The sequence below is a fragment of the Neisseria polysaccharea genome, from assembly GCF_963392925.1.
GTDB classification, from domain to species: domain Bacteria; phylum Pseudomonadota; class Gammaproteobacteria; order Burkholderiales; family Neisseriaceae; genus Neisseria; species Neisseria polysaccharea.
Genome location: NZ_CAUJNZ010000001.1, coordinates 278260 through 293533 on the forward strand (window position 1 = coordinate 278260; position 15274 = coordinate 293533).

General features: G+C 49.8%; 14 protein-coding genes, 3 tRNA genes and 1 pseudogene. 9 read left to right on the forward strand and 9 right to left on the reverse strand.

Annotated elements, in window-relative coordinates:
• Positions 1-46: 46 nt before the first annotated feature.
• A complete protein-coding gene (locus RDY34_RS01265; RefSeq protein WP_003751436.1) occupies positions 47-2986 on the forward strand; it encodes a type III restriction-modification system endonuclease in 2940 nt (979 codons plus the stop codon).
• 93 nt (positions 2987-3079) lie between these two features.
• Here RDY34_RS01265 and ttcA read toward each other — a convergent pair whose 3' ends face one another.
• The 3 genes from ttcA to RDY34_RS01280 form a co-directional block, all read right to left on the reverse strand.
• On the reverse strand, positions 3080-4039 hold the full coding sequence (gene ttcA, locus RDY34_RS01270) for a tRNA 2-thiocytidine(32) synthetase TtcA (RefSeq protein ID WP_308075260.1): 960 nt from the start codon (positions 4037-4039) through the stop codon (positions 3080-3082).
• A gap of 97 nt (positions 4040-4136) precedes the next feature.
• Positions 4137-5000, reverse strand: coding sequence for a CAF17-like 4Fe-4S cluster assembly/insertion protein YgfZ (gene ygfZ / locus RDY34_RS01275; RefSeq protein ID WP_025456739.1), 864 nt, complete (start codon positions 4998-5000; stop codon positions 4137-4139).
• 34 nt (positions 5001-5034) lie between these two features.
• Positions 5035-5397, reverse strand: coding sequence for a RidA family protein (locus RDY34_RS01280; RefSeq protein WP_308075259.1), 363 nt, complete (start codon positions 5395-5397; stop codon positions 5035-5037).
• Positions 5398-5471: 74 nt separating this feature from the next.
• Here RDY34_RS01280 and ybaK point away from each other — a divergent pair, with 74 nt between their 5' ends.
• The 3 genes from ybaK (at position 5472) to RDY34_RS01295 (ending at position 7725) form a co-directional block, all read left to right on the forward strand.
• Positions 5472-5951, forward strand: coding sequence for a Cys-tRNA(Pro) deacylase (gene ybaK / locus RDY34_RS01285; RefSeq protein ID WP_308075258.1), 480 nt, complete (start codon positions 5472-5474; stop codon positions 5949-5951).
• A gap of 174 nt (positions 5952-6125) precedes the next feature.
• On the forward strand, positions 6126-6848 hold the full coding sequence (locus RDY34_RS01290; protein ID WP_308075257.1) for a DnaJ domain-containing protein: 723 nt from the start codon (positions 6126-6128) through the stop codon (positions 6846-6848).
• Between the two features lies 1 nt (position 6849).
• Positions 6850-7725 (forward strand): DMT family transporter, encoded by an 876-nt coding sequence (locus RDY34_RS01295; protein ID WP_308073122.1) that lies wholly within the window; start codon positions 6850-6852, stop codon positions 7723-7725.
• A 72-nt stretch (positions 7726-7797) separates the two neighbouring features.
• Here the strand turns inward: RDY34_RS01295 and aspA are convergent, their stop codons facing one another.
• The 5 genes from aspA to RDY34_RS01320 all read right to left on the reverse strand — a co-directional run bounded on the left by aspA (position 7798) and on the right by RDY34_RS01320 (position 10481).
• Positions 7798-9195, reverse strand: a complete 1398-nt coding sequence (aspA, locus tag RDY34_RS01300; RefSeq protein ID WP_003751423.1) for an aspartate ammonia-lyase — start codon at positions 9193-9195, stop codon at positions 7798-7800.
• A 147-nt stretch (positions 9196-9342) separates the two neighbouring features.
• Positions 9343-9915 (reverse strand): hypothetical protein, encoded by a 573-nt coding sequence (locus RDY34_RS01305; RefSeq protein ID WP_003751419.1) that lies wholly within the window; start codon positions 9913-9915, stop codon positions 9343-9345.
• 232 nt (positions 9916-10147) lie between these two features.
• A tRNA-Ser gene (locus tag RDY34_RS01310) sits at positions 10148-10238 on the reverse strand.
• 37 nt (positions 10239-10275) lie between these two features.
• Positions 10276-10362 (reverse strand) — tRNA-Leu (locus tag RDY34_RS01315).
• A gap of 32 nt (positions 10363-10394) precedes the next feature.
• Positions 10395-10481, reverse strand: a tRNA-Leu gene (locus RDY34_RS01320).
• Positions 10482-10569: 88 nt separating this feature from the next.
• Between RDY34_RS01320 and rnr the strand changes: the two genes are divergently transcribed.
• From rnr to RDY34_RS01335, 3 genes are read left to right on the forward strand one after another with little or no spacing between them, the layout of a single operon-like run.
• Positions 10570-12924, forward strand: a complete 2355-nt coding sequence (gene rnr, locus RDY34_RS01325; protein WP_025456737.1) for a ribonuclease R — start codon at positions 10570-10572, stop codon at positions 12922-12924.
• Positions 12925-12945: 21 nt separating this feature from the next.
• Positions 12946-13131: a hypothetical protein gene (locus RDY34_RS01330; RefSeq protein ID WP_003751415.1), complete on the forward strand. Its 186-nt coding sequence runs from the start codon at positions 12946-12948 to the stop codon at positions 13129-13131.
• 44 nt (positions 13132-13175) lie between these two features.
• Positions 13176-13757: a hypothetical protein gene (locus RDY34_RS01335; protein ID WP_003751413.1), complete on the forward strand. Its 582-nt coding sequence runs from the start codon at positions 13176-13178 to the stop codon at positions 13755-13757.
• Positions 13758-13860: 103 nt separating this feature from the next.
• Here the strand turns inward: RDY34_RS01335 and RDY34_RS01340 are convergent, their stop codons facing one another.
• Positions 13861-14232, reverse strand: coding sequence for a DNA adenine methylase (locus RDY34_RS01340; protein WP_301005486.1), 372 nt, complete (start codon positions 14230-14232; stop codon positions 13861-13863).
• A 91-nt stretch (positions 14233-14323) separates the two neighbouring features.
• On the opposite strand from RDY34_RS01340, the pseudogene RDY34_RS01345 reads away from it, so the two are divergent.
• Both RDY34_RS01345 and RDY34_RS01350 read left to right on the forward strand, forming a co-directional pair.
• Positions 14324-14833: pseudogene (locus RDY34_RS01345) on the forward strand (hypothetical protein); the annotation flags it as partial.
• 106 nt (positions 14834-14939) lie between these two features.
• A complete protein-coding gene (locus RDY34_RS01350; protein ID WP_301005485.1) occupies positions 14940-15257 on the forward strand; it encodes a hypothetical protein in 318 nt (105 codons plus the stop codon).
• The last annotated feature ends 17 nt before the right edge of the window (positions 15258-15274 follow it).

Consider the following 15274-nt stretch of genomic DNA (forward strand, 5'->3'; position numbering starts at 1 on the left):
TTGCGGTGGAAGGATGATACAACAATGACTTCATGGAGAAACATTCATGAGCGGTTTTAATTACGAGAAAAACCAGCCGCACCAAATGCGGGCGGTTTCGGCGGTTTTGGGCGTGTTTGACGGGGCAACGCCCAAATATCGGGCGGCAGACGAAAATCCCGAACTTTTGTTTGCTGCAAAACAATACGCAGACAATATCCTGAAAGTGCAAAGCCAAAACGGCATAGACGGCCGATTCCCCGACCGTTCGGACGACCAAAATATCCTTGATATTTCCATGGAAACGGGCACGGGCAAAACCTATACCTACACACAAACCATGTTCGAGCTGCACCGTTGGCTGGGCGTGTTCAAATTTATCGTGGTCGTGCCGACTTTGTCCATTAAGGCGGGAACACGGCAGTTTTTGCAAAGCAAGGCTTTGGCAGAGCATTTTGAACAGGACTTCGGCGGCGATTATGAAGGCGTACGCCTGAAAACCTATGTGGTGGAAAGCGCGAAAAAGAATAAGGGCAAAAAGTCCAATGCGCCCATAACGATTGAGCAATTTGTCAAAGCGGAAAACAAAAAGGAAATCCATGTGCTGCTGATTAACGCGGGCATGGTTAATTCGCCGTCTATGACCGATACGGGCGACAAGGTATTGAAAGATTTGTTTGACAATCCCGTTGATGCATTGGCCGCCGTGCGCCCGTTTGTGATTGTGGACGAACCGCATAAATTCCCGACCCGGGAGAGCGCGAAAACGTGGGGCAATATCAAACGCTTAAAACCGCAATATATTTTACGCTACGGTGCGACATTTAACGATGAATATTACAACCTGCTTTACCGTCTGACGGCGGTGGACGCGTTTAACGACGGGCTGGTCAAAGGCGTGCGCGTGTTTCAGGAAGAAATGCAGGGCGGCATGGATGCGGCGGTAAAACTGGTGTCGTCGGACGGCAAAGAAGCGAAATTTGAATTAAACGAAAAGGACAAAAAGCAGACGTTCAAACTGGCAAAAGGCGAAGATTTGTCGAAAATCCATCCCGCTGTTTCGGATTTGAAAATCGACAAAATGAATAAAACCGTGGTGGTGTTAAGCAACGGCTTGGAGTTGAAAACGGGTGCCGTCATCAACCCTTATTCCTATTCGCAAACGGTGCAGGACGCGATGATGCAGAGGGCGGTTGCCGAACATTTCAAGCTGGAACGCGCGCTTTTGGCAGAACGCGCGCCACAGCCCAAAATCAAGCCGCTGACGCTGTTTTTTATTGACGATATCGCGGGCTACCGCAGCGGCAACGAGCTTTCAGGCAGCCTGAAAGATAAATTTGAAAGCTGGATCCGTGCGGAAGCGGCACGCCGCCTGAAAACGGAAAGCGACCCGTTTTATCGTGATTACCTGCAAAAGACGTTGGACGATGTATCCGCCTGCCACGGCGGTTATTTTTCCAAAGACAATACAGACAGCGACGATAGAATCGAGCAGGAAATCAATGAAATCCTGCACGATAAGGAAAAGCTGCTGTCTTTGGACAACCCGCGCCGCTTTATTTTTTCCAAATGGACGCTGCGCGAAGGCTGGGACAATCCCAACGTTTTCCAGATTTGCAAACTGCGTTCCAGCGGCAGCACGACTTCCAAGCTGCAAGAAGTCGGACGCGGTCTGCGCCTGCCGGTAAACGAGCTGATGGCGCGGGTGCGCGATGTATCGTACAAACTGAATTATTTTGTCGATAGCAGCGAAAAAGACTTTGTGAAGCAGCTTGTCGGCGAAATCAACGATAATTCTTTTCAGGAAGAAATCTCCAAAAAGTTTACCGAGGACTTGAAACAAAAAATATTGCAAAAATACCCCGATATCAAACCGCTGGTATTGTTAAACAAACTATTTTCAGACGGCATCATTGACGACAATGAAAACTTTACCGAAGACGGCTATGACAAATTAAAAGCCGCCTATCCCGAAGCCTTCCCCAAAGGTTTGGACAAAGGCAAAGTCAGCAACGCCAAAGACGAAGGCAAAGACACCATCATCATGCGCGAAGGCAAATATGAAGAACTCAAAGCTTTGTGGGAGCTGATTCACCATAAAGCCGTTTTGCAGTATAAAATTAAGGATGAAGCCGAATTTGTCGATTTATTTACCGCCTATTTGCGTGAAAACGCCGCCAAATTCCCGCAGGCAGGCATACGCACGGCGGTAAACGAAACTTATATCAACAACGGGCTCATGCTTTCCCGCCGCATAGACAGTATTGAAGATGAAGATTTTATCCGTTTCAACACAATGACTTACCGTGAGTTTCTGGAAAAACTGGCACAAACGGCAAAAATCCGCATGCAGACTTTGCATCAGGCGTTTTACCGCATCCGCAACGAACTGAACATTGGCGATTTTTTGAATATGCAAACCATCGCCCAAATCAAAAACGGCTTCAACCGGTTTTTGCTTCATCATTCCTTCCATAAATTCGAACTGGATTACCAGCTTGTCGGCAGCAAAATCCATCCGACCAAATTTACCAATAAAGACGGCAAACCGCGTGCGGTGAAAAAAGCAGATTTGGGAAGATTTGAAGATACGGAGCACCGGCCTGCCGCCAGCTATCTCTTCGGCGAGATTTTCTACGATTCGGATATAGAACATGAAAATGTCGCCAACAACCAAATTGAAGGCGTAACCGTATTCACTAAAATACCGAGAAACTCCATCAAAATCCCTGTTGCCGGCGGCGGCACGTATTCGCCCGATTTTGCCTATATCGTGAAAACCAAAAGCGGCGAGATTCTGAACTTTGTGATTGAAGCCAAAGGGACTGATGGGGCGGAAGATTTGCGAAAAAGCGAAGAGCGGAAAATCAAACATGCCGAAAAGCTGTTTGCCGAGATTTCCAAAGAAATCAAGGTGGTGTTCAAAACGCAGTTTGACGGCGAGAAGATAGCCGAACTGATCGGGCAAAATATGCCCGCAGGAGGACATTCTGAAAACGGACACTGAGAAACAAATGTTTGGGAGCCGCCTGCTTCGGGATTTTAAAATGCCGTCTGAAACGCCAAACGGGTTTCAGACGGCATTTTTGACGGCGGAGGCCTATGCTCCGCAGGTTTTCGGCTTGTTCGCCAGAATGTTGATGACTTTGCGTTCGGCTTTTTGCGGCTCGATTTTGATTTCGCTCTCATCTTCTTCGCTGCCGTCTGAAAAACGTTCGGGCATTTTTTCGCTGTCAAAAGCCAAATCGCCGCCGTGTTTTAGGCTTTGACCGCGTTCCAATCCGACAAAGTCAAAGAGTTCGGTATCGGCAAGGTGGGAAGGGACGACGTTTTGCAGGGCGGAGAACATCGATTCGATACGGCCGGGGAAGCGTTTGTCCCAATCGCGCAGCATATCGCCGATGACTTGGCGTTGCAGGTTGGGCTGCGAGCCGCAAAGGTTGCACGGGATGATGGGGAATTGTTTCAATTCGGCGTATTTGATTAAGTCCTTCTCTTTGACATACGCCAGCGGGCGGATGACGATGTGTTCGCCGTTGTCGCTCACCAGCTTGGGCGGCATGGCTTTGAGTTTGCCGCCGTAAAACATATTTAAAAACATGGTGGCAAGGATGTCGTCACGGTGGTGTCCTAAGGCGATTTTGGTGCAGCCCAATTCTTTTGCGGTGCGGTAGAGGATGCCGCGGCGTAGGCGGCTGCACAGCGAACAAGTCGTTTTGCCTTCGTCCAACACGCGTTTGACGGTGGAGTAGGTGTCTTCTTCGACGATTTTGTACGGCACGCCTATGCTTTCGAGATAGGTCGGCAATACTTTTTCGGGGAAACCCGGCTGCTTTTGGTCGAGATTGACGGCAACCAGTTCGAAATCAATCGGCGCACTGGCTTGAAGCTGGCGCAGGATATCTAAAAGGGCGTAGCTGTCTTTGCCGCCGGAGAGACAGACCATGATTTTGTCGCCCGGCTCGATCATGTTGAAATCGTTAATCGCATCGCCGACGGCGTGGCGCAGGCGTTTGCTGAGTTTGTTGTTTTCCAGTTCTTGTTTGGTTTTTTTGGACATGGCGGTGGTTTGAAAAATTAGGGATGCGGCATTGTAACCGAAAACAGGGGCGGTTTTAAAATGCCGTCTGAAAAAGGTTCAGACGGCATTAGAGGGCTTATTCTGCATTTTCGGTTTTAAAGAAGAGATGAACCGCTTTGAAGATACCGCCGTTTGGGGCGGTCAGTTCTTTTTGTGCGGCGGAGAATTTAATCACGGCAAGGGCGGTAAAGTTTTCCGAATCTTTAACGCTGTCGAGCACGATGCCGGCCTCTTCGCCGTCTGCCGTCAGCAGGATGCCCGCTTCGGCTGCCGAATTTCCCGACAACACCGCCAAGCCGCGTTTGACCTGACCGCGATATTGGGCGCGCGCGATGATTTCCTGTCCCGGATAGCAGCCTTTTTTGAAGTGTACGCCGCCGATGATGTGCTGGTTGAGCATTTGGGCAACGGCAGTTTCTTTGGTAGCCGCGCATATCCACGGATAACCGCTGCGGATTTCGTGCAGCCGCCACGCGCTTTCGGCGGCGGCATCATAAGGGGGCAGGGCGGTTTCGGGTGCGATGCGAAGGATGCCGCCATGAGGCAGAACGATAGAGCAGATGCCGTCTGAATCTTGTTGTGCGGCAAAGGCAAGGTTGGGTTCTTGTGCGGCAAGCGGTTCGGCGGATTCTGCCAACTCTGCGCCGACGGCGTAATCTTCAAGGATTTCAAAAACGACTTTGGCACGCAGGACAAACATCCGCAGGCGTTTGATCGTTGCTTCAAGCAGGTCTTGCGCCATAATCAGCAGCAAATCGCCGCCTCGGTTGACGACAATCATATTGGCGATGACGCGGCCTTTGGGCGTGTTGTAAGTCGCATAACACGCCTGCCCGGTCTGAAGGTGGTTGATGTCGTTGGAAAGCTGTCCGTGCAGGAAGGTTTGGCGGTCTTCGCCACTGACGCGCACCACGCCGAAAAAGGGCAGTAAGGTTTTCATCATTTGCGTACTCTGAAATATAAAGGAAATCTGTTTATTCGGTTGCCGCGTCTTTCTTCACGGCGGTTATTTTGATTTCGACACGCCACTCCGGACGGGCGAGCCGCGCTTCCACGCAGGCGCGGGCGGGCGTTCTGCCGGCGGCAACCCAAGCATCCCAAACTTCGTTCATCGCGGTATAGTCGCCCATATCGCGCAGATAGATGACCGCATCCAAAACGTGTGCCTTGTCCGAGCCGCATTCCGCCAGCCAGCGGTCGATTTGGGCAAGCACGTCGGCAGTCTGTTCGGCAGCCGTTTCACCGTTTTCGGGAACCATGCCGGAGAGGAAAATCAAGCCGTTTGCGCCGACGGCTTCGGAATAGCGGGGCGTTGTGCCGAAATATCGGATATCCATATCGGTTTCCTTCGATAAAGGGGATATATGGTAACATTGCGCTTGACCGATTTCCATGTTTTGCATGACGAAAAATGAGTAAACACACTTATCCGATAACACCTGCCGTACGCGTTTTGCGTGAAAACGGCATCGAATTTGAACCTTTTACCTATGCCTATGAGGAACACGGCGGCACGGCGCAGTTTGCCCGACTGTTCGGCAAAGACGAACACTTGGTCATTAAAACCATTGTTTTGCAAGATGAAAACGGTAAGGGGCTGATTGTCTTGATGCACGGCGACAAACAGATTTCAACCCGCAATCTGGCGCGGTATTTGGGTGCGAAACACATCGAACCCGCCACGCCCGCACAGGCAAACAAGTGGACGGGCTATCTGGTCGGCGGCACAACGCCGTTCGGCATCCGGACAAAATTGGATATTTATGTCGAACAGTCGGTGATGGATTTGGAAACCATCTATATCAACGGCGGAAAACGCGGGTTCATTATCGGCATCCGTCCCGGAGATTTAAATATTTTGAACCCGAAAACAATACAGGCAGCGGTTTGACGGGGAAGTATAGTGGATTAACAAAAACCAGTACGGCGTTGCCTCGCCTTAGCTCAAAGAGAACGATTCTCTAAGGTGCTGAAGCACCAAGTGAATCGGTTCCGTACTATTTGTACTGTCTGCGGCTTCGTCGCCTAGTCCTGATTTTTGTTAATCCACTATATAAGGAGCAATATGGACAAAGATTTGTATGCCGTATTGGGCGTGTCGCCGCAGGCGGGGGCGGACGAAATCAAACGCGCCTACCGCAAGCTGGCAATGAAATACCATCCCGACCGCAATCCGGGCAATCCGCAGGCGGAAGAAAAGTTCAAAGAAATCCAACGGGCTTACGATACGCTTTCCGACCTGTCGAAACGGATGCAATACGACGCGTCCTTCAGACGGCATGAGGAACGCAGGCGGCAGGAAGAGGCATTCCGCCGCGAACAGGCGCGCAGGGAGCAGTTTTACCGCGAACAGATGCGCCGCGAACAGGCGTTCAGACAGGCGTTTGAACGGCAGGCTTCACGTTCGCGCCATGCTTACGAACCGTCCGGCGGCGGAAGCGGGCGCAACTATGTCCTCGCCGCCTACATCCTGTTCGGTTTGGGTGCAATCATGCTGTTCATGCCCATAGTCGGCGTGATTTTCGCCTATATGCCCATAGTCGGCGTGATTCTCGCCTATATGAAACGGAACAGTTTGGACAGCATTGTCTATGCCGCACATACCGAATACCTGATTAAAACCTTTTGGCGCACATTTTGGCTTTATATTTTGGGTGCGCTGACTGCCCTTTTGGGTATCGGCGTGCTGATTATTATTGCAACGAACGTCTGGTATTTCTACCGCATCATCGCCGGCTTTATCCGCTTCAACGGCGGCAGGGCGGTTGCACCCGAGAAATGGATATAGTATGGCTTACCTGTTAATCAGCATCGTGTTCAGCGTGTCGGTTTCCATTTTGCTGAAAATGGCAAGGAAGAAAAAAATCGACATCGCGCAGGCGGTCGCCGTCAATTATGTGGTCGCGGTCATACTGACCCTGCTGGTATTGAAGCCGGATGTCGGCAATATCGGCGCATTTTTGCCGACATGGTGGCTGTTTGCCGCATTGGGCGTGCTGCTGCCGTCTGTATTCGTGATAATGGGCAAATCCGTAGAAGCCGCCGGTATCGTCAAATCCGACGCGGCGCAGCGTTTGTCGCTGTTTTTGCCGATTGTTGCCGCTTTAACGCTGTTTGGCGAAAAACTCAGCGAAGGCAAACTAATCGGGCTGTGCCTCGCCTTTGCCGCACTGTTCTGCCTGCTTTGGAAACACAGCGGTGGCAAAAAATCAGGAAGCGCGTGGCGGCAGGCGGCATTGCTGCTGGGCGTGTGGGCAGGTTACGGCATTATCGATATCTTGTTTAAGCAGCTTGCCAAAAGCGGAACGGCATTTTCAGGCAACCTTCTGATTGCATTTGCTTTGTCCGGTATTTTGATATTTGCCTACCTATTGTCCAAATCAGTCAAATGGCGCATTGAGAGTGTGGTCGGCGGCATACTCTTGGGCGGTTTGAACTTTATGAACATCGTAACCTACATCACCGCGCACCAAATGATGAAAGATAATCCCACGCTGGTTTTTGCCGGTATGAATATCGGCGTGATTGTTTTGGGTACGCTTTCGGGCGCACTGTTTTTTAAGGAAAAAATCAGCACAATCAATACGGCGGGAATCGTGTTGGCACTGTGTTCCATCGCCTGCCTGTTTTATTGGGCGGAAGTCAAGGCACTGTTCGGCATATAATCCGGCTGATTGATATAATTAAATGTCGTCTGAAGCAACATCCCTGCTTCAGACGGCATTTGTTCGTAATGTTTACAGATGAGGATTCATCAGGTTCTCGGGGGAGAGGATACGGTTGAGTTCTTCTTCGCTCAACAGCCCACGTTCCAAAACAACCTCGCGTACGCCTTTGCCGGTTTGGGCGCAGATTTTGCCGACCAAGTCGCCGTTGTGGTGGCCGATATAAGGATTCAGATAAGTCACCAAACCGATGGAGTTGAAAACGTAACGTTCGCAGATTTCGCGGTTGACCGTAATGCCTTTGACGCATTTGTCGGACAGGTTGACTGCGGCATTGCCCAAGAGGGAAATGGTTTCAAACATACATTGGGCGATGACCGGCTCCATAACGTTCAGTTGCAACTGACCTGCTTCGGCGGCGAAAGTGATGGTGGTGTCGTTGCCGATGACTTTGAAGCAGACTTGGTTGACCACTTCGGGAATCACGGGATTGACTTTGGCAGGCATGATGGAAGAACCGGCCTGCAATTCGGGCAGGTTGATTTCTTTCAAGCCGGCACGCGGGCCGGAAGAGAGCAGGCGCAAGTCGTTGCAGATTTTGGAGAGTTTGACCGCCGTGCGCTTCAATGCGCCGTGTACCATCACATATGCGCCGCAGTCGGAGGTCGCTTCGATCAGGTTTTCAGTCAGTTTGCAAGACAAGCCGCTGACTTCGGAGAGTTTTTTGACCACCAGTTCGGCGTAGCCTTTGGGCGTGTTCACGCCCGTGCCGATTGCCGTTGCGCCCAAATTGACTTCTAAAAGCAGTTGGCGCGTGCGGTCGAGGTTGAGGATTTCTTCTTCCAACAACACTTGGAAAGATTGGAATTCTTGTCCTGTAGTCATTGGCACGGCATCTTGAAGCTGGGTGCGGCCCATTTTCAAAACGTCTTTAAATTCTTCGGCTTTGGCGGCAAAGGCGTTTTTCAATACGGTCAGTTTTTCCAGTAGTTCGCCGATGCTGTAATACACGGCAAGGCGGAAGCCCGTGGGATAGGCATCGTTGGTCGATTGGCTGGCATTGACGTGATCCATCGGATTGACGATGTCGTAGCGGCCTTTTTCGTATCCCAAGACTTCCAATGCGAGGTTGGCGATGACTTCGTTGGTGTTCATATTGACCGAAGTTCCCGCACCGCCCTGATACACATCGGACGGGAATTGGTTGAGGCAGCGGTTGTTCAGCAGAACTTCGTCGCAGGCTTTTTCAATGGCGGCGGCGATTTCGGGCTTGACCGCGCCCAACTCACCGTTTGCCTGTGCCGTCGCCTTTTTCACCATCACCATACTGCGGACAAACTGCGGCACGTCGGAAATTTTTTGTGTGGAGATTTTAAAGTTTTCAATGGCGCGCAGGGTGTGGATGCCCCAATATACTTCGGCGGGAATCTCGCGGTCGCCCAATAAATCGTGTTCGATACGGACAGTCATGTTTTTACCTTTGTAAGTCGGATAATTAATATTGAAAAAATGCGGTATCGGAAAGATGCCGCAGCAGGACGAACACTATACCAGTTGGGCGGCGTTGTCTATGGTGTTTTCAAGAACAATGCCGTCTGAACGCCGAAATGCCGCGTCTTAAGGATGCTGCTCCGGCAGGTCTGCCAGCGTTTTCCGCGCCAGCGTCGCACCGAGGTTATGGCGGTGCAGCCCCAAAACCATGCCCGTCCACACACCGCGTCCGCTCGGACCGGTCAGCAGCGCAACTCCTCCGGTCAGCCATTGGTAGAGGGAATGCGGAAGCACATGAACGGAATATGCCGCATCATGCCTGCCGCGATAACGGACACGCCCGAACGCACCATAAACAACCAGTTCCTTATCATCGATATAAACCGATTTGCACGTCGTCAGCGCATACCACCAACGCTCCATGCGCCACATCCAAAACACGGAAAAACCCGCCGTCAAGACGCTGTAAACCGAATCGGATACGGGAGGAACACCCCATTCGAGCAACTGGTTTCCGCCGCCCATCCAAAGCAGCAGACCGAAAAACAGCGCAAGCAACGGCTGAAACAACCTGCCGCGCAGAACGGAATGCCGGAACAGCACCCCTTCGCCCGCAACAGAAACCCCGAACGGCAAATCACGTTTTAAGGTTCTGATGTATTCGGAAAGGTTGGTCGGATTGGGATGCGGTGCAGCCATATCGGTTTTCGGTTTGCAGCATGTCGAACAATGCCGTTTGAAGGGATACACCTTTTGAGTCCTTACAGGCTTAGGAAGAGGGTAAAACATACCGCAAAACATACCATAAAAAAACGGTAACGGATAGTAATCAATGGTAACGTAAGGTAATGGGTTGTAGCTGATTTTACGCAATAAAATCAATACGTAAGTAACAAAAAATCCCAAACTGTAAAAGTTTGGGATTTGTATTTGGCAGAGAGGAAGGGATTCGAACCCTCGATACGCTATTCACGTATACACGCTTTCCAGGCGTGCGACTTAAACCACTCATCCACCTCTCTAATGGCGGAATTTACCCTTAACAGGATAAATTATTATTGGTGCCCAGGAGAAGACTCGAACTTCCACACCCGTGAGGATACTAGCACCTGAAGCTAGCGCGTCTACCAATTCCGCCACCTGGGCAATATAAATATCTAAATAAAGCAAAGCATGATTGGTGCCCAGGAGAAGACTCGAACTTCCACACCCGTTAGGATACTAGCACCTGAAGCTAGCGCGTCTACCAATTCCGCCACCTGGGCTTTGCTTTATTTACTGTTTTGCGGTACAGTGTCCTTCCGCAAAGAAGTCGCTATTATATAGGTCATAAAAAGAATGTCAACGGTCAAAATGAACAAAAATATTAAATATTTAAATTTACGGGAAAAAGACCCGTTTTTGAGTCGGGAGAAACAGCGTTATGAACATCCTTTGCCCAGTCGGGAATGGATAATCGAATTGTTGGAACGCAAAGGTGTGCCTTCAAAAATCGAATCGCTTGCACGCGAGCTTTCGATTACGGAAGACGAGTATGTCTTTTTTGAACGCCGTCTGAAGGCGATGGCGCGGGACGGTCAGGTTTTAATCAACCGTCGGGGCGCGGTTTGCGCGGCGGACAAATTGGATTTGGTCAAATGCCGCGTCGAGGCGCATAAGGACGGTTTCGGCTTCGCCGTACCGCTCATGCCGACGGGCGAAGGAGATTTCGTTTTATACGAACACCAGATGCGTGGTGTCATGCACGGCGACATTGTTACCGTTCGCCCTGCCGGCATAGATCGCAGGGGGCGGTGCGAAGGGACGGTTCTGGATATTGTCGAACGCGCGCAAAGCAAAGTTGTCGGCCGTTTCTATATGGATAGGGGCGTGGCGATTTTGGAGCCGGAAGACAAGCGTCTGAACCAAAGCATCGTATTGGAACCGGACGGCGTGGCGCGTTTCAAACCCGAATCCGGTCAGGTTATCGTCGGCGAAATTGAGGTTTATCCTGAGCAAAACCGGCCGGCAGTGGCGAAAATCATCGAAGTATTGGGCGATTATGCCGACAGCGGCATGGAGATTGAAATTGCCGTGCGAAAGCATCATTTGCCGCACCAATTCGGTGAAGCGTGTGCCAAAGCCGCGAAAAAAATTCCCAACCATGTACGCAAAAGCGATTTGAAAGGCCGCGTCGATTTGCGCGACCTGCCTTTGGTAACGATAGACGGCGAAACGGCGCGCGATTTTGACGATGCCGTGTTTGCCGAGAAAATCGGACGCAATTACCGTTTGGTCGTGGCGATTGCCGATGTCAGCCATTATGTCCGCCCCGATGACGCTATCGACACGGACGCTCAGGAACGCAGCACCAGTGTTTACTTCCCGCGCCGTGTGATTCCGATGCTGCCGGAAAACCTGTCCAACGGCATCTGCTCGCTCAATCCTAATGTCGAGCGTTTGTGCATGGTGTGCGATATGGTCATCACTTACGCGGGCAATATTAAAGAATACCGCTTCTACCCCGCCGTGATGCGCTCCCATGCCCGCCTGACCTACAACCAAGTTTGGAAATGGATTTCAGACGGCATCGACCATCCGCACAAAGCCCAAATTGATACCCTTTACAAACTCTTCAAAATCCTTCAGAAAAGGCGTTTCAAACGCGGCGCGGTGGAGTTTGAAAGCGTCGAAACCCAAATGCTTTTCGACGGCAACGGCAAAATTGAAAAAATCGTGCCCGTCGTCCGCAACGATGCCCACAAGCTGATTGAAGAATGTATGCTGGCGGCGAATGTTTGCGCGGCAGAGTTTTTGCTGAAAAACAAACATACGGCTTTGTTCCGCAACCATTTGGGTCCCACGCCCGAAAAACTCGCCACCCTGCGCGAGCAGCTCGGTCTGTTGGGGCTTCAACTTGGCGGCGGCAACAACCCGACGCCGAAAGACTATGCCGCGCTTGCCGAACAATTCAAAGGCAGACCCGATGCCGAATTGCTGCAAGTCATGATGCTGCGCTCCATGCAGCAGGCGGTTTACGAACCGCATTGCGAAGGGCATTTCGGTTTGGCTTATGAAGCATACGCCCACTTCACTTCCCCCATCCGCCGCTATCCCGACCTGACCGTCCATCGCGCCATCAAAGCTGTATTGGACAAGCAGACCTACACGCCAAACAAAAGCTGGCAGGCTTTGGGCGTGCATACTTCGTTTTGCGAACGCCGTGCCGACGATGCCGCACGCGATGTGGAAAACTGGCTGAAAACCTACTATATGCGCGATAAGGTCGGCGAAGTATTCGAAGGTAAAATCTCCGGCATGACCAGTTTTGGTATCTTTGTAACACTAGACGGCATCCACATCGACGGCTTGGTGCACATCAGCGATTTGGGCGAAGACTATTTCAACTTCCGCCCCGAAATCATGGCAATCGAAGGCGAACGCAGCGGCATCCGTTTCAACATGGGCGACAGGGTTGCCATTAAAGTGGTCCGTGCCGATTTGGATACCGGAAAAGTTGACTTTGTCTTGATTGCGGGCGGCACGTCCGGCAGAAAGCATTCCGGAAAAAACAAAATGCCCAATGCAGAACCCAAAAGGAAAAAAGCCAAACCATCCAAGAAAAATACCCCGTCAAACGGCAAATTGGAAAAAGGCGGGAAAGGGCAGAAGGGGAAAAGTAAAAAATCCGTTTCCATCAAAATAAAGAAAGCCAAGAATAACCGCTAATCCGTATCGAGGAAGTTGCCGATGCGGTCGAACTTGACCTTTTTCCAATCCGATTTCCCCATTCTGTTTACGCTTGTGCGCAATGCGGAACGCTATTTTGCCGACGATTCCAACACGTTGGTGATGAAAACCCGTCAGTTTGCCGAGCTGACGGCGAAAACCGTGGCGGCAAACTATGGACTGGCGGAGTCGGAAAACAGTTCGTAGTCGGATCTGTTCAAACAGTTGCACGTTATGGCATTAATCGAGATATGCTGCATCTTTTCCACGGCTTGCGTAAGTCTGGCAATGCAGCAACGCACGTATTTAACGACGACCGTAAAGCGGCGGTAGAAAGTTTGATGGCGGCGTGGCAGATTGCATTGTGGTTTTGCCGCACTTTTGTCGATGGGCAGGAAGATTTTGTGTCGGAAGCCTTTAATCCTGCCTATTTGCAGACACAAAGTACGCTAGAAAATTCGCCGGTTTCCAACGGAGAAGAGCAATACCTGTTGAAAGCGCAAGAAGCGGAATTGGCAAAATTGCGCGCGGAACTGGCGGCGAAAAGCGAAAAAGAACAACAGGCACGCCGCAGTCAATTGGACAAACGTTTTGCCCGCAGCCGCCAGATGCGGGATCTGGACGAAAAACAAACCCGCCTGCTGTTGATTGATGTCCAACTGCGCGAAGCCGGTTGGGAAGCGGATACGGAAAATCTAAACTACCAAAAAGGCACGTATCCGGAAAAAGGACGGAATCTGGCGATTGCCGAATATCCATGCGGCAAGGACAGGGCGGATTACGTGCTGTTCTGCGGTTTGATGCCGATTGCCACGGCGGATGAAACGCACTGAGAAAAATCTCGGCATTTTCTGAGAAAAAAACTTTGGCAGTCTATTGCATTATTTGCAACTCCCTTGCACTTTTATAAAAGCGACGGTTATCGTCGCTTTTGTTTTACCAGTTGCAGATAACCAGTTTGCCGCTGGTTTTTTGCGTTTTGTCCCGACTGACGGAATAGATAAGCTCAAGGCGGGTGGTTCGGAAATCTTTGAACAACTCTCTAATATCGGGATGGTCGTTAATAGACAGTATGACTTTGCCCTCTGCCATTGCTTTTGCAAGCAACTCGTACTGCATCCAATCAAAAGAACGGGCATAGCCTGCTGTTTGCCAATACGGCGGGTCGGCATAGAAGAAGGTATGTTCGCGGTCGTAGCGTTTAAAGTACCGTTCCCACGGTTCGTTTTCAACGAATACACCATTCAGTCTGGTTTTTGCAGCGGTCAGTTTTGCTTTGATTTTGTGGGGTGGTGTTAGTTTCGTCATAGATATATAACGTGAAAAAACGGAGAAATAATTGAAACGATAAGAGAATTAAAAAAACGGGGGATTTTGAAAATTGCGGAAATAGCGCAAATATATTGTACTGAACAAGCAAATACTGCTTAACCGGGAAGAAACGACGGAAGGCAGTACCAAAGCGGGTGCAATAGCTGTAAGGAAACGTTTAGATATCGGAGCGAAAGAGATTCATAACCAAGAAGGTGCCCTACTATCCAGCGAAGGTATTTTTGCCGTAGGTAATCGACTGGATGAACAACATCATGCGGCAGGCATTGCCGATACCTTTGTTAATGGCAGTGCCGGTTTGGAAGTACAAGGTAATGCATTGATGTCCGTTCGGAATATGCAGAATATCAATAATCACTTTAAAACAGAGACATACTTAGCCAAAGCGGAAAAGCAAGTCCGTGACTACACCGTACTGGGGCAAAATACCTACTATCAGGCAGGAAAAGACGGTTTATTCGACAACTCGCAAGGACAAAAAGACCAAACTACTGCTACGTTCCATTTAAAAAATGGTTCTCGTATTGAGGCCAATCAATGGCATGTACGGGACTATCGCATTGAAAACTATATTGAATATTAAAAGTTATAGGAGATTTAAAAATGTCAAGAAGTGTAAGTTTAGATATTGATTTATCCATGAATAATAAAAAATTTCTCGTTATGAAATACTAGAATGCTTATTGTATGGAGGTTGGAGTTTTCTAGATGATAGAAATTTTGTTTACTTACCACTTGACGATGAAGACTATGATTGGAATTCAGCTTCTATGTCAGAAAAAGAAATTTTAGATTTTTTAAGAATAAAAAGTAATTTAGATGAAGCAATTGGATTTTCAATAACATGGGCTGATACCAATATTGGTGGACAAGTTTTATTTTTCCCTAATTTTGAATTCTCATTTAGCATTACCATTAATATTAAAAATCTTGATAAAGACATAGTTGGAGACCTTTGCAAAATTCCCCAAAATCCCCTAAATTCCCACCAAGACATTTAGGGGATTTCTCATGAGCA

Bases quoted from the DNA above. Each gene is read 5' to 3' on its own strand.
- RDY34_RS01265 (WP_003751436.1), top strand. From the start codon at position 47: ATGAGCGGTTTTAATTACGAGAAAAACCAGCCGCACCAAATGCGGGCG.
- ttcA (WP_308075260.1), bottom strand. From the start codon at position 4,039: ATGTCCAAAAAAACCAAACAAGAACTGGAAAACAACAAACTCAGCAAA.
- ygfZ (WP_025456739.1), bottom strand. From the start codon at position 5,000: ATGAAAACCTTACTGCCCTTTTTCGGCGTGGTGCGCGTCAGTGGCGAA.
- RDY34_RS01280 (WP_308075259.1), bottom strand. From the start codon at position 5,397: ATGGATATCCGATATTTCGGCACAACGCCCCGCTATTCCGAAGCCGTC.
- ybaK (WP_308075258.1), top strand. From the start codon at position 5,472: ATGAGTAAACACACTTATCCGATAACACCTGCCGTACGCGTTTTGCGT.
- RDY34_RS01290 (WP_308075257.1), top strand. From the start codon at position 6,126: ATGGACAAAGATTTGTATGCCGTATTGGGCGTGTCGCCGCAGGCGGGG.
- RDY34_RS01295 (WP_308073122.1), top strand. From the start codon at position 6,850: ATGGCTTACCTGTTAATCAGCATCGTGTTCAGCGTGTCGGTTTCCATT.
- aspA (WP_003751423.1), bottom strand. From the start codon at position 9,195: ATGACTGTCCGTATCGAACACGATTTATTGGGCGACCGCGAGATTCCC.
- RDY34_RS01305 (WP_003751419.1), bottom strand. From the start codon at position 9,915: ATGGCTGCACCGCATCCCAATCCGACCAACCTTTCCGAATACATCAGA.
- rnr (WP_025456737.1), top strand. From the start codon at position 10,570: ATGAACAAAAATATTAAATATTTAAATTTACGGGAAAAAGACCCGTTT.
- RDY34_RS01330 (WP_003751415.1), top strand. From the start codon at position 12,946: ATGCGGTCGAACTTGACCTTTTTCCAATCCGATTTCCCCATTCTGTTT.
- RDY34_RS01335 (WP_003751413.1), top strand. From the start codon at position 13,176: ATGCTGCATCTTTTCCACGGCTTGCGTAAGTCTGGCAATGCAGCAACG.
- RDY34_RS01340 (WP_301005486.1), bottom strand. From the start codon at position 14,232: ATGACGAAACTAACACCACCCCACAAAATCAAAGCAAAACTGACCGCT.